This window comes from Enterobacter sp. BIDMC109, from assembly GCF_001037885.1.
Classification (GTDB): domain Bacteria; phylum Pseudomonadota; class Gammaproteobacteria; order Enterobacterales; family Enterobacteriaceae; genus Enterobacter; species Enterobacter hormaechei_C.
Genome location: NZ_KQ090002.1, coordinates 2523759 through 2542324 on the forward strand (window position 1 = coordinate 2523759; position 18566 = coordinate 2542324).

Annotated in this window: 22 protein-coding genes and 1 other annotated feature; of the genes, 10 read left to right on the top strand and 12 right to left on the bottom strand. The window is 53.3% G+C overall.

Annotated features, from left to right (window positions below):
• Positions 1-5: 5 nt before the first annotated feature.
• The 6 genes from pheS to thrS all read right to left on the bottom strand — a co-directional run bounded on the left by pheS (position 6) and on the right by thrS (position 4469).
• Positions 6-989: a phenylalanine--tRNA ligase subunit alpha gene (pheS, locus tag SK62_RS11950; RefSeq protein WP_003857809.1), complete on the bottom strand. Its 984-nt coding sequence runs from the start codon at positions 987-989 to the stop codon at positions 6-8.
• 62 nt (positions 990-1051) lie between these two features.
• Positions 1052-1176: a sequence feature (Phe leader region), on the bottom strand.
• A complete protein-coding gene (gene pheM / locus SK62_RS22900) occupies positions 1127-1171 on the bottom strand; it encodes a pheST operon leader peptide PheM (protein ID WP_001386830.1) in 45 nt (14 codons plus the stop codon). Its footprint overlaps the feature before it by 45 nt.
• A 116-nt stretch (positions 1177-1292) precedes the next feature.
• On the bottom strand, positions 1293-1649 hold the full coding sequence (gene rplT, locus SK62_RS11955) for a 50S ribosomal protein L20 (protein WP_000124850.1): 357 nt from the start codon (positions 1647-1649) through the stop codon (positions 1293-1295).
• A gap of 50 nt (positions 1650-1699) precedes the next feature.
• Entirely contained in the window at positions 1700-1897 is a 198-nt protein-coding gene (gene rpmI / locus SK62_RS11960) for a 50S ribosomal protein L35 (protein ID WP_001124225.1), read from the bottom strand.
• 97 nt (positions 1898-1994) lie between these two features.
• Positions 1995-2537, bottom strand: coding sequence for a translation initiation factor IF-3 (gene infC, locus SK62_RS11965; protein ID WP_023616141.1), 543 nt, complete (start codon positions 2535-2537; stop codon positions 1995-1997).
• A gap of 3 nt (positions 2538-2540) precedes the next feature.
• Positions 2541-4469 (bottom strand): threonine--tRNA ligase, encoded by a 1929-nt coding sequence (gene thrS, locus SK62_RS11970; protein WP_003857814.1) that lies wholly within the window; start codon positions 4467-4469, stop codon positions 2541-2543.
• Between the two features lie 321 nt (positions 4470-4790).
• On the opposite strand from thrS, the gene yncL reads away from it, so the two are divergent.
• Both yncL and yniD read left to right on the top strand, forming a co-directional pair.
• Positions 4791-4883, top strand: a complete 93-nt coding sequence (yncL, locus tag SK62_RS22300; RefSeq protein ID WP_071842885.1) for a stress response membrane protein YncL — start codon at positions 4791-4793, stop codon at positions 4881-4883.
• Between the two features lie 98 nt (positions 4884-4981).
• The gene (gene yniD / locus SK62_RS22905) at positions 4982-5089 is read left to right on the top strand and encodes a small membrane protein YniD (protein ID WP_003857815.1); all 108 of its coding nucleotides are present in this window, start codon (positions 4982-4984) and stop codon (positions 5087-5089) included.
• A 149-nt stretch (positions 5090-5238) separates the two neighbouring features.
• On the opposite strand, the gene SK62_RS11975 is transcribed toward yniD, so the two are convergent.
• Positions 5239-5472, bottom strand: coding sequence for a YdgH/BhsA/McbA family protein (locus SK62_RS11975; protein WP_015570736.1), 234 nt, complete (start codon positions 5470-5472; stop codon positions 5239-5241).
• Between the two features lie 263 nt (positions 5473-5735).
• Entirely contained in the window at positions 5736-6494 is a 759-nt protein-coding gene (locus tag SK62_RS11980) for a DUF481 domain-containing protein (protein WP_026080717.1), read from the bottom strand.
• A 296-nt stretch (positions 6495-6790) separates the two neighbouring features.
• On the opposite strand from SK62_RS11980, the gene pfkB reads away from it, so the two are divergent.
• The 3 genes from pfkB (at position 6791) to SK62_RS11995 (ending at position 9071) form a co-directional block, all read left to right on the top strand.
• Positions 6791-7723 carry a 6-phosphofructokinase II gene (gene pfkB, locus SK62_RS11985; RefSeq protein WP_039271037.1) on the top strand — a complete coding sequence of 311 codons (933 nt, stop codon included), beginning with the start codon at positions 6791-6793 and terminating at the stop codon, positions 7721-7723.
• Between the two features lie 91 nt (positions 7724-7814).
• Complete coding sequence (ghoS, locus tag SK62_RS11990) at positions 7815-8105, top strand: type V toxin-antitoxin system endoribonuclease antitoxin GhoS (RefSeq protein WP_003857822.1); 291 nt, start codon at positions 7815-7817, stop codon at positions 8103-8105.
• A 105-nt stretch (positions 8106-8210) separates the two neighbouring features.
• Complete coding sequence (locus SK62_RS11995; RefSeq protein ID WP_015570740.1) at positions 8211-9071, top strand: fructosamine kinase family protein; 861 nt, start codon at positions 8211-8213, stop codon at positions 9069-9071.
• 36 nt (positions 9072-9107) lie between these two features.
• Here the strand turns inward: SK62_RS11995 and SK62_RS12000 are convergent, their stop codons facing one another.
• On the bottom strand, positions 9108-9644 hold the full coding sequence (locus SK62_RS12000; protein ID WP_015570741.1) for a YniB family protein: 537 nt from the start codon (positions 9642-9644) through the stop codon (positions 9108-9110).
• 141 nt (positions 9645-9785) lie between these two features.
• On the opposite strand from SK62_RS12000, the gene hxpB reads away from it, so the two are divergent.
• The 4 genes from hxpB (at position 9786) to tcyP (ending at position 13552) form a co-directional block, all read left to right on the top strand.
• Positions 9786-10457, top strand: coding sequence for a hexitol phosphatase HxpB (gene hxpB, locus SK62_RS12005; protein ID WP_003857825.1), 672 nt, complete (start codon positions 9786-9788; stop codon positions 10455-10457).
• Positions 10458-10585: 128 nt separating this feature from the next.
• Positions 10586-11347: a 2-dehydro-3-deoxy-D-gluconate 5-dehydrogenase KduD gene (gene kduD, locus SK62_RS12010; RefSeq protein ID WP_017384658.1), complete on the top strand. Its 762-nt coding sequence runs from the start codon at positions 10586-10588 to the stop codon at positions 11345-11347.
• 95 nt (positions 11348-11442) lie between these two features.
• Positions 11443-12033: a metal-dependent hydrolase gene (locus tag SK62_RS12015; protein ID WP_015570742.1), complete on the top strand. Its 591-nt coding sequence runs from the start codon at positions 11443-11445 to the stop codon at positions 12031-12033.
• Between the two features lie 127 nt (positions 12034-12160).
• Positions 12161-13552, top strand: a complete 1392-nt coding sequence (gene tcyP / locus SK62_RS12020; protein ID WP_015570743.1) for a cystine/sulfocysteine:cation symporter — start codon at positions 12161-12163, stop codon at positions 13550-13552.
• 48 nt (positions 13553-13600) lie between these two features.
• On the opposite strand, the gene cedA is transcribed toward tcyP, so the two are convergent.
• Positions 13601-13855, bottom strand: coding sequence for a cell division activator CedA (gene cedA, locus SK62_RS12025; RefSeq protein WP_072059183.1), 255 nt, complete (start codon positions 13853-13855; stop codon positions 13601-13603).
• Between the two features lie 187 nt (positions 13856-14042).
• Here cedA and katE point away from each other — a divergent pair, with 187 nt between their 5' ends.
• A complete protein-coding gene (gene katE, locus SK62_RS12030) occupies positions 14043-16292 on the top strand; it encodes a catalase HPII (protein WP_047719389.1) in 2250 nt (749 codons plus the stop codon).
• Between the two features lie 89 nt (positions 16293-16381).
• Here katE and chbG read toward each other — a convergent pair whose 3' ends face one another.
• Together chbG and SK62_RS12040 are read right to left on the bottom strand one after the other, a co-directional pair.
• The gene (chbG, locus tag SK62_RS12035) at positions 16382-17131 is read right to left on the bottom strand and encodes a chitin disaccharide deacetylase (protein ID WP_045334058.1); all 750 of its coding nucleotides are present in this window, start codon (positions 17129-17131) and stop codon (positions 16382-16384) included.
• Between the two features lie 11 nt (positions 17132-17142).
• Positions 17143-18498, bottom strand: a complete 1356-nt coding sequence (locus SK62_RS12040) for a 6-phospho-beta-glucosidase (protein ID WP_017384662.1) — start codon at positions 18496-18498, stop codon at positions 17143-17145.
• Positions 18499-18566: the final 68 nt, after the last annotated feature.

Below are 18566 nucleotides of genomic sequence, written 5' to 3' on the forward strand. Positions count from 1 at the left end.
TGCCCTTATTTAAACTGTTTGAGGAAACGCAGATCGTTTTCGAAGAACGCACGTAAGTCGGTTACGCCGTAGCGCAGCATGGTCAGACGCTCCATACCCATACCGAACGCAAAGCCGGAATACACTTCCGGATCGATACCCACGTTGCGCAGCACGTTTGGATGCACCATGCCGCAGCCCAGCACTTCCAGCCATTTGCCGTTTTTACCCATCACGTCAACTTCCGCAGACGGTTCGGTGAACGGGAAGTAGGACGGGCGGAAGCGAACCTGCAAATCTTCCTCAAAGAAGTTGTTCAGGAAATCGTGCAGCGTGCCTTTCAGGTTGGTAAAGCTGATGTTTTTATCAACAATCAGACCTTCCATCTGGTGGAACATTGGGGTGTGGGTCTGATCGTAGTCGTTACGGTATACGCGACCCGGCGCGATGATGCGGATTGGCGGCTCCTGCTCCTTCATGGTACGGATCTGAACGCCGGAAGTCTGAGTACGCAGCAGACGGGTAGCGTCAAACCAGAAAGTGTCGTGGTCAGCACGTGCCGGATGATGGCCAGGAATGTTCAGGGCATCGAAGTTGTGGTAGTCATCTTCAATTTCCGGGCCAGTCGCCACGGTAAAGCCGAGCTCACCGAAGAAACTTTCAATACGATCGATAGTACGAGTCACCGGATGCAGACCGCCGTTTTCAATACGACGACCCGGCAGAGAAACGTCAATCGTTTCTGCCGCCAGACGCGCATTCAGTACTGCGCTTTCCAGCTCGGCTTTACGCGCGTTCAGCGCCTGCTGTACCTGCTCTTTGGCTTCGTTAATCACTGCACCGGCTGCCGGGCGCTCCTCTGCTGGCAGTTCACGCAGGGTAGTCATCTGAAGGGTCAAATGCCCTTTCTTGCCCAGATATTCGACGCGGACATTGTCTAACGCGGCAACATCTGAGGCCTGGTTAATGGCGGCCGTTGCACTGGCAACCAGCTCTGCGAGATGTGACATGGTTTTCCTCATTATGTCGGTGCAGACACCGAATTGTTGGACGTATTCTCTTAACTTCAGGCACAAAAAAAGCCTCCATCGGGAGGCTTATCTGGCGCTGTTTTTCGTTTCATCTTTCACGCGCTAGCCTCCTGAAGTCAGGTGCTAAAGTAAAAGAAGAAGCGGAAAATAGCAGCATTCATGCTTGCGTTACCTTGTAGGGTAAAAACCGTTAGACCTTATTGAAAAGCCTGCACGGATAAATGTCAATCTTCTGATGGTGTTAAATGAAAAGAGGAGGCAAAGCCCCCTCTCTCAACTGGCTTATGCCAGTGCTGCTTTCGCTTTTTCGACCAGAGCGGTGAACGCTACTTTGTCGAATACTGCGATGTCAGCCAGGATCTTACGGTCGATTTCAACAGAGGCTTTTTTCAGGCCGTTGATGAATTTGCTGTAAGAAATACCGTTCTGACGTGCTGCTGCGTTGATACGCGCAATCCACAGTTGACGGAACTGACGCTTACGCTGACGACGGTCACGGTAAGCGTACTGACCTGCTTTGATAACAGCCTGGAAGGCAACGCGGTATACGCGTGAACGCGCACCGTAGTAGCCTTTAGCTTGTTTCAAAATTTTCTTGTGACGTGCACGTGCAATTACACCACGTTTTACGCGAGCCATGTGTGCTCTCCTGTATCTATTCTAAGTTAAAAAAGTTAAACGTTAACGACTTATGCGTACGGCAGGCACGCGATGACCAGGCCCAGATCGCCTTTAGAAACCATGGCTTTTGGACGCAGGTGACGTTTACGCTTGGTAGCTTTCTTAGTCAGAATGTGACGCAGGTTAGCGTGCTTGTGCTTAAAACCACCTTTACCGGTTTTTTTGAAGCGCTTAGCAGCACCGCGTACGGTCTTAATTTTTGGCATTTTAATAACTTCCACTTCGCATTGTTAAATAAACGAAACATAGGCGAACAAAACCTATGGGGCCCGAAGGCTCCACAGATTTTGCTGCTTGAAGGCCTTACTGTTTCTTCTTAGGAGCGAGCACCATGATCATCTGGCGGCCTTCGATCTTCGTAGGGAAGGATTCGACTACTGCCAGTTCACTCAGATCGTCACGGACGCGGTTAAGCACTTCCATACCAATCTGTTGGTGGGCCATCTCACGACCGCGGAAACGCAGCGTGATCTTGGCCTTATCGCCATCTTCCAGAAAGCGAATCAGGCTGCGGAGTTTTACCTGATAATCGCCATCGTCGGTACCAGGACGGAATTTAATTTCCTTAACCTGGATAACTTTTTGCTTCTTCTTCTGTTCCTTAGAAGACTTACTCTTTTCATAAAGGAACTTGCCGTAGTCCATGATACGACAAACTGGCGGTTCGGCGTTAGGGCTGATTTCAACTAAATCTACTCCAGCTTCTTCAGCCTTTTCGATCGCTTCTCTCAGACTCACAATCCCCAGCTGCTCGCCTTCCAGACCTGTTAAGCGAACTTCCTGGGCGCGAATCTCGCCATTGATACGATTCGGACGTGCCGTTTGAACTCGTTTTCCGCCTTTAATACCTTATTCCTCCAGTTGTTGAAGACTGCGGCTGCGAATCTCTTGTTGCAGCTTCTCAATCACTTCACTTACGTCCAGGCTCCCCAGGTCTTTACCACGGCGGGTGCGAACGGCAACTTTGCCTGCTTCCACCTCTTTATCACCACAGACCAACATATACGGGACACGACGTAAAGTGTGCTCGCGGATTTTAAAGCCAATCTTCTCATTTCTCAAGTCTGCTTTTACGCGAATGCCCGCATTTTGTAGTTTCTGCGTCAATTCTTTAACGTAATCCGCCTGAGAATCGGTAATGTTCATCACCACTACCTGCACTGGCGCAAGCCAGGTTGGGAAGAAGCCCGCGAACTCTTCGGTCAGGATGCCGATGAAGCGCTCCAGTGAACCGAGAATCGCACGGTGAATCATAACCGGCACCTGACGCTCGTTGTCTTCGCCAACATAAGAGGCGCTTAAACGCTGCGGCAGGGAGAAGTCCAGCTGTACCGTTCCGCACTGCCATGCGCGATCGAGGCAGTCATACAGGGTAAATTCAATTTTCGGACCGTAGAATGCGCCCTCGCCCAGCTGGTATTCGAACGGAATACCGTTCTCTTCCAGCGCGACGGCGAGATCCGCCTCTGCGCGATCCCATGTCTCATCGCTGCCGATACGTTTTTCCGGACGCGTTGAGAGTTTGACCACGATCTTCTCGAAGCCAAAGGTGCTGTACATATCGTAGACCATACGAATACAGGCGTTAACTTCTTCACGGACCTGATCTTCAGTACAGAAGATATGCGCATCATCCTGAGTAAAGCCACGAACACGCATCAGACCGTGCAGCGCACCTGATGGCTCGTTACGGTGGCAGCTACCGAATTCCGCCATACGCAGCGGCAGATCGCGGTAGGATTTCAGACCCTGGTTGAAGATCTGAACGTGGCCCGGGCAGTTCATTGGCTTGATGCAGTATTCACGGTTCTCAGACGAAGTGGTGAACATCGCATCTTTGTAGTTGTCCCAGTGGCCGGTTTTTTCCCACAGCACACGGTCCATCATGAACGGGCCTTTCACTTCCTGGTACTGGTACTCTTTCAGCTTGGAGCGCACGAACGTTTCCAGTTCACGGAAGATAGTCCAGCCGTCGTTATGCCAGAACACCATCCCCGGCGCTTCTTCCTGCATATGATACAGGTCAAGCTGCTTACCGATTTTACGGTGGTCACGCTTAGCCGCCTCTTCCAGGCGTTGCAGGTACGCGTTCAGGGCCTTCTTATCGGCCCACGCGGTACCATAAATACGCTGCAACATTTTGTTGTTGCTGTCGCCACGCCAGTAAGCGCCTGCGATTTTCATCAGTTTGAAGTGATGACAGAAGCGCATGTTCGGCACGTGCGGTCCACGGCACATGTCGACGTATTCCTGGTGATGGTACAAGCCAGGCTTGTCATCATGAGCGATGTTTTCATCAAGAATCGAGACTTTGTAGCTCTCGCCGCGCTTCACGAAGGTTTCACGCGCTTCGTGCCAGCTGACTTTCTTCTTAATGACGTCATAGTTGGTTTCGGCGAGCTCGTGCATTCGTTTCTCGAGCGCGTCGATATCTTCCTGAGTCAGGGTGTGGTCAAGGTCAACGTCGTAGTAGAAACCGTTGTCGATAACCGGGCCGATTGCCATTTTGGTGTTTGGCCACAGCTGCTTGATAGCATGGCCTAACAGGTGCGCACAGGAGTGACGAATGATCTCCAGACCTTCTTCGTCTTTCGCGGTGATGATCGCAAGCGTTGCATCGCTTTCAATCAGATCGGACGCGTCTACCAGCTCGCCGTTTACGCGACCTGCGATGGTTGCTTTTGCGAGTCCAGGACCGATATCCAGGGCAACATCCATTGGGCTAACAGCATGGTCGAAATGGCGTTGGCTGCCATCAGGAAGAGTAATTACAGGCATTTTATATCCTTATTTGCAGTGATGCCCCACACATAAGAGCATATACAAAGAAAATAATCGTGATTAAACAGTAGATTACGAAACCATCTGACCAACAATCGTCAAATTGGTTCGTCATCATGCACCTGCCGATTCAGATAAATGCGAATTTACGGCAAGCAGGGTAATGGTAACACTATTGAAAGGGCGAATGCACCTTCTGCGACCGTTTGAACCGTTCATCCTTTTGTCTGCGTTCATGAACTTTTGCTGACGGAGGCTCGCAATCCGAAAGTGCTGAGCTATTCTTGACTTGGTCCTTAAACATCGAAGGGGTATCACATGAATGTATCCAGCAGAACCGTTGTGATATTGAATCTACTTTCCGCTGCTTGCCTGGTATTGATTCTGGCTGACAGATTCCATTGGTTTTAAGCCGAACCGGTGTTCCGGCATAACCTGTTGTCCAGGGTTGAGCGCTTTCTGGCGCAGATTTTGGTAGACTAAGGGTATCAACTGACAAGGATTAGGTTATGCCAACAAAAAGATTTGCCGTGAAGCACTGGAAAATGGTCGTGGTGTTAATTGCTATTTGCGGCGCGATGTTGCTGCTGCGCTGGGCCGCAATGATCTGGGGCTAATATTTTGTCAGCGAAAACGTGCCGTGAATTTACTGAATAAATCTTAACTATCTTTACGATAATTTATGGCCCAAAACCGGTACGTCATAATCCGGTTTTCGACAGGCTGTGACAGCGTATATATTCCGTCACACGTGGCAGTTGAAATATCAGGACCACTCACCCGCCACCAGCTTGTGTACATCAAATGCATCATTCATTGACTGGCCGGTAGACTGAGAGCCAGGGGCAATGTTGGAGCCTGCTTCTACATCCGAGGCTTTAGCGATCCCGATTGGGCTGTTAACGTCACTGGCAGGTTGCGTCATATTATCAGCAGCAAATACGCCAAATGAAAGTGCGGAAAGCACCATCGCTGCTGTAGCGGTTTTGATTTTTTTCATAATTTTATTCTCATACTTATTTAATGCGATATGCCTGAGGCGAGTTTTTCGCCTGTGCCGTAAGTGTAGATCTGGATCACATTCTTGCCTAGTCAAATTATTTATCAATTCGTGTCAAATAAACTGAATAAGCCCTGGTCGGCTAATTATGGAGAAATTATGAAGATGAAACCAGACCCATTATTTTAAAACGCCGTTTAATATAAATAAGCACAGTTTCATAAAATAAAAAACGGGCCGAGAATAATCCCGGCCCGACGATATTACATTTTATAACCTAAAGAAATCGTGGTTCGGCGATCGGTATGTTCCGGTGCAGAATCAGGTGGTGATGAGTTCCAGGTTACGTTGTACGCCACCTTGAGTCCAAAGTGTTCGTTGATGGCCACGTTCAACGCACTTTCTGAGTTCAGCGTTGTATCTTCAGCACCAAACACCGACACACCCTGGGTGAATTTTGCGTTGTCCGTCATCTGCCATGCATAGGTGCCCGATGCATAACCCAGCGGCTGGGTTTCATCTTCGCCGTTGGTGTACTCGTCGTAACGGACACCCGGACCGAATTCAAAACGCAGGCTGTGCACCGGCCCATTGAGGAACTGACGACCATAACCCGCAGTTACGACATCACGCTGGCGATAGCCGTTGTAGCGGTCAGTCAGCCAACTCGCCTGCCCGAACAGGTAGTCATAATCGGTCATGTTGTATCGGCTACGTCCGCCTACCGCGTATTTCTCCGATGAGCGTTGATCGTTAGCAGAGGTGTTGCTGGCATTTCCCCACAGCGACCAGGCCGTGGTGTTGCCGTACCAGGTCAGGGTGCTGTCTGCGGTCAGGGAGGAGCTTTTCGTATTACCGGATTGCGCCAGATACCCGGCATTCACGTTACCTTCAAAGGGTTTTTTGGCAGTGGAGGGATCGTCCATGACAGTAAAAACGGTATCATCGGCGGTTGCATTCAGTGACGCAAATACGCCACCCGCCAGCATCAGTGCTGCGGGTACTGTCTTCAAAAGCTTCATTTTATTTAAGGAGTCCGTACAACATAAAAAGAGACCGTCACGGTCTCGGAAACTTTCTTGCGGATCAATGACAAGGCGACCATAGAAAGGTAACAAATTATAAAAAGCCGCAAATAACATAGCAATATTTTCTTCTTTCATTTTTTGAATAAGAACGATCCCAAAACGTGTTTTATTTTATATGCCCGGCGCAGGTTATTTGTCAGCATTCATATTTAAAATCATACTGTTATTTACGTTGCCTTCCTGCCAAACGGTGCCAGGCTTAAAAGAACCCATGATAAAAGGAGGTCATGATGGCTTCGATTTATACGCTGACACTCTCCCCTTCCCTCGACTCCGCGACCATGACGCCGCAAATCTACCCGGAAGGTAAGCTGCGCTGTAGCGCGCCGGTGTTTGAGCCGGGCGGCGGCGGCATTAACGTGGCGCGCGCCATTACCCATCTCGGCGGAAAAGCCACCGCCATCTTCCCCGCTGGCGGCGCCACGGGAGAACATCTGGTGGCGTTGCTGGCAGATGAACAGGTTGCCGTAGACACCGTCGACGCTAAAGACTGGACCCGGCAGAACCTGCATGTCCATGTTGAATCCAGCGGCGAGCAATATCGTTTTGTGATGCCGGGGGCGAAATTGACCGATGATGAGTTTCGTCAACTGGAAGAGAAAGTGCTGACCATTGAAAGCGGCTCATTACTGGTGATCAGCGGTAGTCTGCCGCCGGGCGTCGAAACAGAAAAACTGACGGCGCTGGTTCAGGCGGCGCTCCAGCGCGGCATCCGCTGCATTGTCGATAGCTCAGGCGAAGCCCTGAAGGCGGCGTTAGAACCCGGACAACTTGAACTCGTTAAACCTAACCAGAAAGAGCTCAGCGCCCTGGTTAATCGAGAACTCAGCCAGCCTGATGACGTTCGTACTGCCGCAGAAGAGCTGGTACGTACGGGCAAAGCGCATCGCGTTGTGGTCTCTCTCGGTCCTCAGGGTGCGCTGGCCGTCGACAAGACGGGCTTTGTACAGGTTGTGCCACCGCCGATGAAAAGCCAGAGCACCGTGGGTGCCGGTGACAGTATGGTTGGCGCGATGGTGCTGAAGCTAGCGCAGGGCGCTTCGCTTCTGGAGATGGCACGCTATGGCGTCGCGGCAGGGAGTGCAGCCACCATAAACCAGGGAACGCGTCTGTGTTCGCTTGCGGATACCCAGAAAATTGTCGATTACCTGGCGAGAAGCTGAACCTGCTTCCCCTTCCCATGGAGGGGGAAGTCGCTAAACAGGGCATATCGACTATGCTAAGAAAACTTTCAGGATAACAACGAGGTGAATTATGAGCAGTGGTGATATCACCCGCTACGTCGTAACCGTGAATATTCATGAGGCGTCGCTGACCGAACTGAATGAACTCAACAACGCGTTCACGCGCGCCAATTTTCTGCTCACGCTGACGGACGATGAGGGCAATATTCACGATCTCGGCTCACTGGCATTTGGCCTGATAAGCCCGCTGAGTCAGGAAGAGGTGAAGGCGCTGGCCAGTAGCCTGGTGGAAAGCGTGACTGACAAAGCCACGGAAATTGATGTGGATAGCTGGGAAAACTGGCATAAAAAAGAACAATAAGTGCCCTGTACAAAATTAAACCGCTCAGTTGTGCGTTAGTTCCTGTTTTTTTATAGCCGTTTTGCGCTAACTTTATGATCTGGCAGACAACATGGGAGAGACATCATGTGGCAGGCTATCAGTCATCTTTTAAGTGAGCAGCTGGGTGAAGGTGAAATTGAACTGCGTAACGAACTGCCAGGCGGAGAGATCCATGCCGCATGGCATTTACGTTACGCCGGGCGCGATCTTTTCGTTAAATGTGATGAGCGTGAATTACTCCCCATTTTTACTGCCGAAGCCGATCAGCTTGAGCTGTTATCGCGCAGTAAAACAGTCACCGTTCCGCAGGTTTTAGCCGTCGGTAGCGATCGTGACTATAGCTTTCTGGTGATGAACTATCTTCCCGCGCGCCCTCTGGATGCGCACAACGCCTTTATTCTCGGGCAACAGATCGCCCGTTTGCACCAGTGGAGCGATCAACCTCAGTTCGGGCTCGATTTTGATAACGACCTCTCCACTACCCCACAGCCAAACGCATGGCAGCGCCGCTGGTCGACCTTTTTCGCCGAGCAGCGCATCGGTTGGCAGCTGGAGCTGGCCGCTGAAAAGGGATTAGCGTTCGGCAACATCGACGCGATTGTTGAACACATTCAGCAGCGTCTGGCTTCGCATCAGCCTCAGGCTTCCCTTCTGCACGGAGATTTATGGTCAAACAACTGTGCACTTGGGCCTGATGGTCCCTATATATTTGACCCGGCCTGCTACTGGGGCGACAGAGAATGTGACCTCGCAATGCTGCCGTTGCACCCTGAACAGCCGCCGCAAATTTATGATGGCTATCAGTCTGTCTCGCCGTTACCTGCGGGTTTCCTTGATCGTCAGCCGGTTTATCAGCTGTACACCTTGATAAACCGGGCTATTTTGTTTGGCGGGAGTCATCTGGTGAATGCCCAGCGGGCGCTGGACCGCATTCTGGCGGCATAGCGGGAGGGGGCGGCTTCACGCCCCTTCCCTTAGGATTTACAGGAAGCCAAGCAGCGTAAAGAAGAAATACCCGGCCACAATGATAATGACCGGCAGGATGTAGAGCGGGAAAAACTGCACAAAAATGGTATGACGCGGAACGACAATGCGCGATTCGATCTGCTCGCGGCTCATCCCGTCAGGGCCTTTCGCCTTCTCAAGTATCAGCTGGTCTTCCACCCCTTCGCGCAAAAAGCGGGTCTGGCGACTCATGCGCGCGCCGGAGGCCTGCAACGCCATCGCGATAAATATCAACGCATAGATTATCCAGAAACCGACATTCAGCTGGTGGTGAAAATCCGGCGTGGGCGAGTTGAACCAGAAGACGTTCAGGAACGGGGTGTTAAACCGCATCATCTCAATCATGACGTGCGCAAAATCAAGCATGACGGCATTGATGCCCGGCTGTTTTTCGCTGTGATCGTACATAAATTTGAGTACGGAGATCAGCGTTGAAATCAGGGCGGGAATGAAAATAACCCAACCAGCAATACGTTTTAAGACCGCGATGCGTCCAGCTTGTTGATACGTCATTAGTTCCTCTTCATAAAGACGCGTTATTTGTGCCTAAGTCTACCTGCTGTCGGTCATTTTCGCCCGCTCTTTGAATGCAATATGCTAAATTGCTTGTGCTTAGCACCGTTCGTCTTACCCCCAAGATAAGGAGTTGTTGTAATGTCGACCCCGCGCCAGATACTTGCCGCTATTTTTGACATGGATGGATTGCTGATTGATTCCGAACCCCTGTGGGATCGGGCTGAACTGGACGTGATGGCCAGCCTCGGCGTCGATATCAGTCGTCGTAACGAGCTTCCCGATACCCTGGGGCTGCGCATCGATATGGTGGTTGACCTCTGGTATGCCCACCAGCCATGGGTTGGCCCGGATCGCGACGAAGTAACGGCGCGCATTATCAACCGCGCTATCTCCCTCGTAGAAGAGTATAAGCCGCTGTTGCCGGGCGTACGCGACGCTATCGCCCTGTGCAAGGCGCAAGGGCTGAAAGTGGGGCTGGCCTCCGCCTCACCGCTGCATATGCTGGAAAAAGTGCTGACGATGTTCGGGCTGCGCGACAGCTTCGACGCGCTGGCCTCGGCCGAAAAGCTTCCTTACAGCAAGCCACATCCGCAGGTATATATGGACTGCGCCGCGAAACTGGGGCTGGATCCACTTACCTGTGTGGCGCTGGAAGATTCGGTTAACGGCATGGTGGCGTCCAAAGCCGCACGTATGCGCTCCATCGTTGTGCCGGCTGAAGAAGGCCGACACGATCCCCGTTTTGCCCTCGCGGACGTCAGGCTGACGTCTCTTGAAGAATTGACTGCCCGCCATCTGCGCGGGGAGTAACGCTCTTTCAGGCAGCTTCGGCTGCCTGTCTCGCCAAATCAAAACAACGTTTTACTTTATTTGCTTTTCTCATTCCAGACTCCTATTCTTACGTGCAGAATGACAATAACCTGACTTCTGAGGCGCGTATGATACTGGATGCTTTTACTCTGGCAGGAAAAGTGGCGATGGTGACCGGGTGCGATACCGGTCTGGGGCAAGGTATGGCCATTGCCCTCGCCCAGGCAGGATGCGATATCGTGGGGGTTAACCGCAAGGTTCCTGACGAAACGGCAGCGCGCGTTACGGCGCTGGGACGACGCTTTATCGCGATTCGCGCCGATCTTGGCAAGCAGGAGAGTATTCAGAGCGTGGTGGATACCGCAGTCGCTGAGATGGGCCGCATCGATATTCTGGTTAACAATGCCGGCACCATCCGCCGTGCCGATGCGCTGGAATTTAGCGAGAAGGACTGGGACGAGGTCATCGATCTCAATCTGAAATCGGTCTTTTTCCTCTCTCAGGCAGTGGCGAAACAGTTTATCGCGCAGGGTCAGGGCGGCAAGATTATTAACATTGCCTCCATGCTCTCCTTCCAGGGCGGCATCCGGGTGCCCTCCTATACGGCGTCCAAAAGCGGCGTGCTGGGCCTCACCCGCCTGCTGGCGAACGAATGGGCAACGCTGGGCATTAATGTGAATGCTATTGCGCCGGGTTATATGGCGACCAATAACACCCGGCAGCTTCGCGATGATGAGCAGCGCAGCCAGGCGATCCTCGACCGTATTCCGGCGGGTCGCTGGGGTCTGCCGGAGGATTTACAGGGTCCGGTGGTGTTCCTGGCCTCGTCGGCCTCTGATTACGTTAACGGTCATACCCTCGCCGTAGACGGTGGCTGGCTGGCGCGCTAACCGTGCGTTTGTGACAAAGAGTTACACCGTCACCTCTTTCACACACTGTATAAAAACCCTATACTGTATGAATCGACAGTTTACCGGGTTTTATCATGACGGCGGAAGGCCACCTGCTTTTTTCACTTGCCTGTGCAGTGTTTGCCAAAAACGCTGAACTGACCCCTGTGCTGGCACAGGGGGACTGGTGGCATATTGTCCCTTCCGCCGTGCTGACCTGCCTTCTGCCGGACATAGATCATCCAAAGTCATTCCTTGGCCAGCGGCTGAAGTGGATTTCAAAACCCATCGCCAGAGCCTTTGGTCATCGCGGATTTACCCACAGCCTGCTGGCCGTATTTGGCCTGCTTACACTCTTCTATTTGAAGGTTCCGGAGAGCTGGATCGTCCCGGCGGATGCCATTCAGGGCATGGTGCTCGGCTACTTAAGCCATATCCTCGCCGATATGCTGACGCCAGCGGGTGTACCGCTGCTCTGGCCCTGCCGCTGGCGTTTCCGTCTGCCAATCCTCGTGCCGCAAAAAGGCAACCAGCTAGAGCGCGTTCTGTGTATGGCGCTGTTTGCGTATGCCGTGTGGATGCCGCAGACATTGCCCGAAAATGGTGCAGTGCGCTGGTCATCGCAAATGATCAACTCGCTACAATTTCAGTTCAATCGTTTTATTAATCACCAGATTGAACATTAAACCGACAATATAATCACTTTTGTCATAAACCATTCCATATGGATATAAGCGCGACATCACACTTCTGATAACCTTGCGCCAACAGGTTCGGTAAAAACCGACCGTATAATAAATCAGGAGAACGGGGATGAATTTTCCACTCATCGCGAACATTGTTGTGTTCGTCGTATTGCTATTGCTTCTCGCCCAGGCTCGCCACAAACAGTGGAGCCTGGCGAAAAAGGTACTGGTCGGTCTGGTCATGGGCGTGGTGTTTGGCCTGGCCTTACACGCCATTTACGGCTCCGATAGCCCGGTACTGAAAGATTCTATTCAGTGGTTCAACATTGTCGGTAACGGCTATGTACAGCTGCTGCAAATGATCGTTATGCCGCTGGTATTCGCCTCTATTCTGAGCGCCGTAGCCCGCCTGCATAATGCCTCTCAACTGGGTAAAATCAGTTTCCTGACCATTGGTACCCTGCTCTTCACCACGCTGATTGCGGCGCTGGTGGGTGTGCTGGTAACCAATCTGTTTGGCCTGACTGCTGAAGGTCTGGTGCAGGGTAGCGCTGAAACCGCGCGTCTGACGGCGATTGAGACCAACTACGTGGGTAAAGTGGCCGATCTGACCGTTCCGCAGATGGTGCTCTCCTTCATTCCGAAGAATCCGTTCGCTGACCTGACCGGTGCAAGCCCAACCTCCATTATCAGCGTGGTGATCTTCGCGGCATTCCTGGGCGTGGCTGCGCTCAAGCTGCTGAAGGACGATGCGCCGAAAGGCGAGCGCGTTCTGACAGCCATCGATACCCTGCAAAGCTGGGTGATGAAGCTGGTGCGTCTGGTCATGCAGCTGACGCCGTACGGTGTCCTGGCGCTGATGACCAAAGTCGTGGCAGGCTCTAACCTGCAAGACATCATCAAGCTTGGCAGCTTTGTGATCGCCTCTTATCTGGGGCTGGGCATTATGTTTGTGGTGCACGGTATCCTGCTGGGCGTGAACGGCGTTAGCCCGCTGAAATATTTCCGCAAAGTCTGGCCGGTGCTGACCTTCGCCTTCACCAGCCGTTCCAGCGCGGCATCTATCCCGCTGAACGTGGAAGCACAGACCCGTCGTCTGGGCGTACCGGAGTCTATCGCCAGCTTCTCGGCCTCCTTTGGCGCCACCATCGGGCAGAACGGCTGTGCGGGTCTCTACCCGGCGATGCTGGCCGTGATGGTTGCCCCAACCGTGGGGATTAACCCGCTGGATCCGGTCTGGATTGCGACGCTGGTGGGTATCGTGACCATTAGCTCCGCCGGTGTTGCGGGCGTGGGCGGCGGCGCGACCTTCGCTGCGCTGATCGTTCTGCCTGCGCTGGGACTGCCGGTGACGCTGGTTGCCCTGCTGATCTCTGTTGAACCGCTGATCGATATGGGGCGTACCGCCCTGAACGTGAGTGGCTCAATGACCGCCGGTACCCTGACCAGCCAGTGGCTGAAGCAGACCGACAAAACGATTCTCGACAGTGAAGAAGATGCGGAACTGGCCCATCGTTAATCACGGCTGAAATAAAAAAACCGCCTGCGGGCGGTTTTTTTATGGCTGTTATTCTTCAACCTCTTCATCCTGGCGGGTCTGCACAGCCCATCGCTGCGCCGATTCCGGCACCGTAAACGCAGGGGAGCGACGGAAGTGCTCGCCAATCAGCACGAAGGCAACGTATTTACCCCGTAACATCCAGACATCGCGAAAACCATCCACTTTCAGGGCATGGTCAGGCGGCGCGGGTTCAACGCGGGGCACATAAGTAATAACCTGGCGGTTTTGTTGACGAAGAGGTTTCATAAGCGACGGGTTCACTAAAGCAAATTCTTAAAGCAGGAAATTTCTATCATAGCCGATTCTCCCCCCACCCGTCGCGCCTGACGTGAGGCTGATGGCTCCTTTCGCTAATCACTTATCTGAAAACGCTTAGTTCGCCTGCTAATTCATCATATTGTTCTATCCTTAATAGGGTTTTCAGGAACGAACAAAGGAGAATCGTGCAATGTCGAACAATGATAAACCCCATCAAGCCCCTATTCATGGCACCGAAGAATCTCAACCGGGAATGGACTCACTCGCCCCTGCGGATGGCTCTCATAAACCGTCGCCGGGCCTGTCCGCGCCGGGCGAGCAACCTACTGCACCGGGAAGCGTGAAGTCGCCCGATGCGGATAACGAGAAGTTAAAATCTCTCGACCCGCACCGCAAAGGGGGTGAAGGCTATGCGCTGACCACCAATCAGGGCGTGCGTATCGCCGATGACCAGAACTCCCTGCGCGCCGGAACGCGCGGCCCGACGCTGCTGGAAGATTTCATCCTGCGGGAAAAAATCACCCATTTCGACCATGAGCGTATCCCTGAGCGTATCGTTCACGCTCGCGGCTCCGCGGCGCACGGCTATTTCCAGCCGTACAAGAGCCTGAAGGCGATCACGAAGGCGGATTTCCTTTCCGATCCGAACAAAATCACACCGGTATTTGTGCGCTTCTCTACCGTACAGGGCGGCGCGGGTTCGGCCGATACGGTGCGTGATATCCGCGGCTTCGCCACCAAATTCTATACCGAAGAGGGCATTTTCGACCTCGTCGGGAATAACACCCCGGTTTTCTTCATTCAGGATGCGCATAAGTTCCCTGACTTTGTCCATGCGGTAAAACCAGAGCCACACTGGGCCATACCGCAGGGACAAAGTGCGCATGACACCTTCTGGGACTACGTCTCCCTGCAACCGGAAACCCTTCACAACGTGATGTGGGCGATGTCTGACCGGGGGATCCCACGCAGCTATCGCACCATGGAAGGGTTTGGTATTCATACCTTCCGTCTGATTAACGCTGAAGGCAAAGCGACGTTTGTGCGTTTCCACTGGAAACCGGTCGCGGGGAAAGCATCCCTGGTGTGGGATGAAGCACAGAAGCTGACCGGGCGCGATCCGGACTTCCACCGTCGCGAACTGTGGGAATCCATTGAAGCCGGTGATTTCCCGGAATACGAGCTGGGGTTACAGCTGATCCCGGAAGAGGACGAGTTCAAATTCGACTTCGACCTGCTCGACCCGACCAAGCTTATTCCTGAGGAGCTGGTGCCGGTTCAGCTAGTGGGCAAAATGGTGCTTAACCGCAACCCGGATAACTTCTTCGCGGAGAATGAGCAGGCTGCGTTCCACCCGGGCCATATTGTGCCGGGGCTGGATTTCACCAACGATCCGCTGCTACAGGGCCGTCTGTTCTCTTACACCGATACGCAGATCAGCCGTCTCGGTGGACCGAACTTCCACGAAATTCCTATCAACCGTCCGACCTGCCCGTACCATAACTTCCAGCGTGACGGGATGCATCGCCAGGATATCGATACCAACCCGGCGAACTACGAGCCAAACTCCATTAACGATAACTGGCCGCGTGAAACCCCGCCGGGGCCAAAACGTGGCGGATTTGAGTCGTATCAGGAGCGCGTGGACGGAACAAAAATTCGCGAGCGCAGCCCGTCATTCGGCGAATATTACGCTCAGCCTCGCCTGTTCTGGAACAGCCAGACCCCGATTGAACAGCAGCACATTATCGGCGGTTTCAGCTTTGAGCTGAGCAAAGTGGTGCGTACCTACATTCGCGAGCGCGTGGTCGACCATCTGGCGCATATTGATATCCAGCTTGCTCAGGGCGTGGCGAATAATCTCGGCATCACGCTGACTGGCGAGCAATGCCATGCCGCACCGCCAAAAGACGTGAACGGGCTGAAGAAGGATACGTCCCTGAGCCTGTACGCGGTACCTGGCGGGTCAATTAAAGGCCGCGTAGTGGCTATCCTGCTGAATGATAAACCGCGCGCCAGCGACGTGCTGGGGATCATGAAGGCGCTCAAAACCCAGGGCGTACATGCCAAACTGCTTTACTCCCGCATGGGTGAAGTGACAGCCGACGATGGCTCTGTCCTGCCAATTGCCGCGACCTTCGCCGGGGCACCGTCGCTGACGGTTGACGCGGTGATTATGCCGTGCGGCGACGTTGAGAGCCTGCTCGGTAACGGTGATGCCGCCTATTATCTGCTGGAAGCCTATAAGCACCTGAAGCCAATCGCCCTGGCAGGCGATGCGCGGAAGTTTAAATCTCTGCTGAAGGTACCGGATCAAGGGGAAGAAGGCATTGTCGAAGGTGATAACATTGACGATGCGTTTATGACCCGGTTGTTTGACCTGCTTGCCGCCCACCGCGTGTGGTCGCGCAGCAGTAAGATTGACCAGATACCGGCGTAAAAAAAAGCCGGGTGGCGCTGCGCTTACCCGGCCTACATTTCGATTGCTTTTGTAGGCCCGGTAAGGCGAAGCCGCCACCGGGCTTTAACTCAAAGATCCCTGAACGTCCCCAGACGATACCCACGCTCGGCAATCGCGTACTTTAACGACGCCGACGTCAGCACATCCAGTTCTGCCAGACGCGGCCAGCAGTAGGCGCTCTTACGTACGATGTTATCGACAAACGCCGGGTGCGCCATTACCTCAAGCGAGCGCTCCCCTTTTGCGGCGGAGTCATCCAGCACCTTCAGGAACAGCGCTTCGTCGATCTCGTCGCCATAAAATGCGCTGCTGAACCCCTCCGTTGACGTCACCGCGACGTCCGGCAACCCGCGCACCTCACGATCCACGCGCATCGCCACGCCTTTACGTTGCGCAAACTCTGCCACAAGCGGGAAAATCGCCGGGATCATATGCACATGATGATGGCTGTCAATATGGGTAGGCTCGCGGCCAAACACATCCACAAAGCGGTTAAACTGGCAATCCAGCTCGCGGGCAATCTCATCGAGCGGCAGAGCGTCCTGCTCCGCCATTTCCCAAATCCATTTCCCCAGCTGGCCGTCGCGCGTCAGGCCCGGCATTGGCGAAAGGGGCAACCCAAGCGTCAGCACAAAGTGCATGCCCACGCCCAGCTCGGGCAGCTCACGGCTTAACTGCGCCGCATGTTCCACCGCCTCACCGTTGATGAGCGCTGTTGTAGAGGTCACGACGCCCCGGCGACAGGCTTCAATAATGCCGTAGTTCTGCCCTTTTGACAGGCCAAAATCATCGGCATTGACGATCAGCAGGTTTTCCATCGCGCCTCCTCTTAACGGTGTGTGAGTTTCAGTTTCTCAACCGTTGCAGCAAAGTTTGGCAGCCATTTTTCATGCGCCAGGATCATCTCACCCGCGAGTTTTTCAGCGTCACGGTCAGAATGCACCAGCGGGCTGAGGTTCAGCGCCAGCAGCACGTCATTCAGCTCGCCGCTCAGGGCCGCATTGCTCGCCGCCACTTCAAAGCCTTTGATGGTGTGAATCAGGCCCATCACCTTATCGTCGAAATGGGTAATGCGGGGATGCGGTTTTGCACCCTCGCGCCCAAGGATGCAGGTCATCTCAACGGCCCAGTCTGCCGGAATATTGTCGATGTGCCCGTGATGGGGAACGTTTACATAGTGCTCGGCCTGCTTGTCATTGTAAATGGCGTTAATCACTTCACACGCGGCATCCGAATAGTATGCCCCGCCGCGCTGCTCCAGCTCTTTCGGTTTGACGTTCAGGTTCGGATCTTTATACAAATCAAAAAGCTGCTTCTCTACTTTCTGTACAACCTGAGCGCGTGCGCCACCTTTGTAATATTCGCCCATTTCAATGGCCAGCATCTCTTTCTGCTTGAAGTAGTAGAGCAGATACGAGCACGGCAGCAGATTCAGGGAGCGGATCAGCCCTTCGCTGAATGGCAGATCGAAAATGTTTTTCACCGAGGCCGCGGTCAGGCGACCAGAGGCGACGCCGTCGAGCAGTTCCGCAAAGCGCGATTGCCCGTTCACTATCACATCTTTGATAAAGACCATGTGATTCAGGCCGAACAGATCAATGGACAGATCATCGTTATCGGTCAGTTCCAGTACATCGCGGATGAACATCTTCATGCCAATCGGAATATTGCAGACGCCGATAAAGCGTTTGAAACCGGTGTGGCGATAGACTGCCTCGGTGACCATCCCGGCCGGGTTGGTAAAGTTGATCACCCAGGCGTTCGGGCAGATCTCCTCCACGTCTTTAATGATGTCAAAAATGACCGGAATAGTACGCAGGCCTTTAAACAGGCCACCTGCCCCGTTGGTTTCCTGGCCCAGATAACCGTGGCTCAGCGGAATGCGCTCGTCCAGCTCACGCGCCTTCAGCTGGCCGACGCGCAGCTGCGTGGTCACGAAGTCAGCATCTTTCAGTGCCAGGCGGCGATCCAGCGTTTTATGCACGGTTAAGGGCACGCCCGCTTTTTCAACCATGCGTTTGCACAGTTCAAAAATAATATTCAGCTTCTCCTGACCTTCTTCAACATCCACCAGCCATAATTCGCTGACCGGTAATTCATGATACCGTTTCAGGAAACCTTCAAGTAATTCCGGGGTATAGCTGCTGCCGCCACCAATGGTTACGACTTTTAATTTCTGTTGCATAATATCTCCCTTAGCATATCAGGTTAATCGCCTGCAAGGTATAGCGTACTCTTCCCGCTATTTGGGCA

Excerpts from the sequence above, each read along its gene's own strand:
- pheS (WP_003857809.1), bottom strand. The coding sequence starts at position 989 with ATGTCACATCTCGCAGAGCTGGTTGCCAGTGCAACGGCCGCCATTAAC.
- rplT (WP_000124850.1), bottom strand. The coding sequence starts at position 1,649 with ATGGCTCGCGTAAAACGTGGTGTAATTGCACGTGCACGTCACAAGAAA.
- rpmI (WP_001124225.1), bottom strand. The coding sequence starts at position 1,897 with ATGCCAAAAATTAAGACCGTACGCGGTGCTGCTAAGCGCTTCAAAAAA.
- thrS (WP_003857814.1), bottom strand. The coding sequence starts at position 4,469 with ATGCCTGTAATTACTCTTCCTGATGGCAGCCAACGCCATTTCGACCAT.
- yncL (WP_071842885.1), top strand. The coding sequence starts at position 4,791 with ATGAATGTATCCAGCAGAACCGTTGTGATATTGAATCTACTTTCCGCT.
- yniD (WP_003857815.1), top strand. The coding sequence starts at position 4,982 with ATGCCAACAAAAAGATTTGCCGTGAAGCACTGGAAAATGGTCGTGGTG.
- SK62_RS11975 (WP_015570736.1), bottom strand. The coding sequence starts at position 5,472 with ATGAAAAAAATCAAAACCGCTACAGCAGCGATGGTGCTTTCCGCACTT.
- SK62_RS11980 (WP_026080717.1), bottom strand. The coding sequence starts at position 6,494 with ATGAAGCTTTTGAAGACAGTACCCGCAGCACTGATGCTGGCGGGTGGC.
- pfkB (WP_039271037.1), top strand. The coding sequence starts at position 6,791 with ATGGCTTCGATTTATACGCTGACACTCTCCCCTTCCCTCGACTCCGCG.
- ghoS (WP_003857822.1), top strand. The coding sequence starts at position 7,815 with ATGAGCAGTGGTGATATCACCCGCTACGTCGTAACCGTGAATATTCAT.
- SK62_RS11995 (WP_015570740.1), top strand. The coding sequence starts at position 8,211 with ATGTGGCAGGCTATCAGTCATCTTTTAAGTGAGCAGCTGGGTGAAGGT.
- SK62_RS12000 (WP_015570741.1), bottom strand. The coding sequence starts at position 9,644 with ATGACGTATCAACAAGCTGGACGCATCGCGGTCTTAAAACGTATTGCT.
- hxpB (WP_003857825.1), top strand. The coding sequence starts at position 9,786 with ATGTCGACCCCGCGCCAGATACTTGCCGCTATTTTTGACATGGATGGA.
- kduD (WP_017384658.1), top strand. The coding sequence starts at position 10,586 with ATGATACTGGATGCTTTTACTCTGGCAGGAAAAGTGGCGATGGTGACC.
- SK62_RS12015 (WP_015570742.1), top strand. The coding sequence starts at position 11,443 with ATGACGGCGGAAGGCCACCTGCTTTTTTCACTTGCCTGTGCAGTGTTT.
- tcyP (WP_015570743.1), top strand. The coding sequence starts at position 12,161 with ATGAATTTTCCACTCATCGCGAACATTGTTGTGTTCGTCGTATTGCTA.
- katE (WP_047719389.1), top strand. The coding sequence starts at position 14,043 with ATGTCGAACAATGATAAACCCCATCAAGCCCCTATTCATGGCACCGAA.
- chbG (WP_045334058.1), bottom strand. The coding sequence starts at position 17,131 with ATGGAAAACCTGCTGATCGTCAATGCCGATGATTTTGGCCTGTCAAAA.
- SK62_RS12040 (WP_017384662.1), bottom strand. The coding sequence starts at position 18,498 with ATGCAACAGAAATTAAAAGTCGTAACCATTGGTGGCGGCAGCAGCTAT.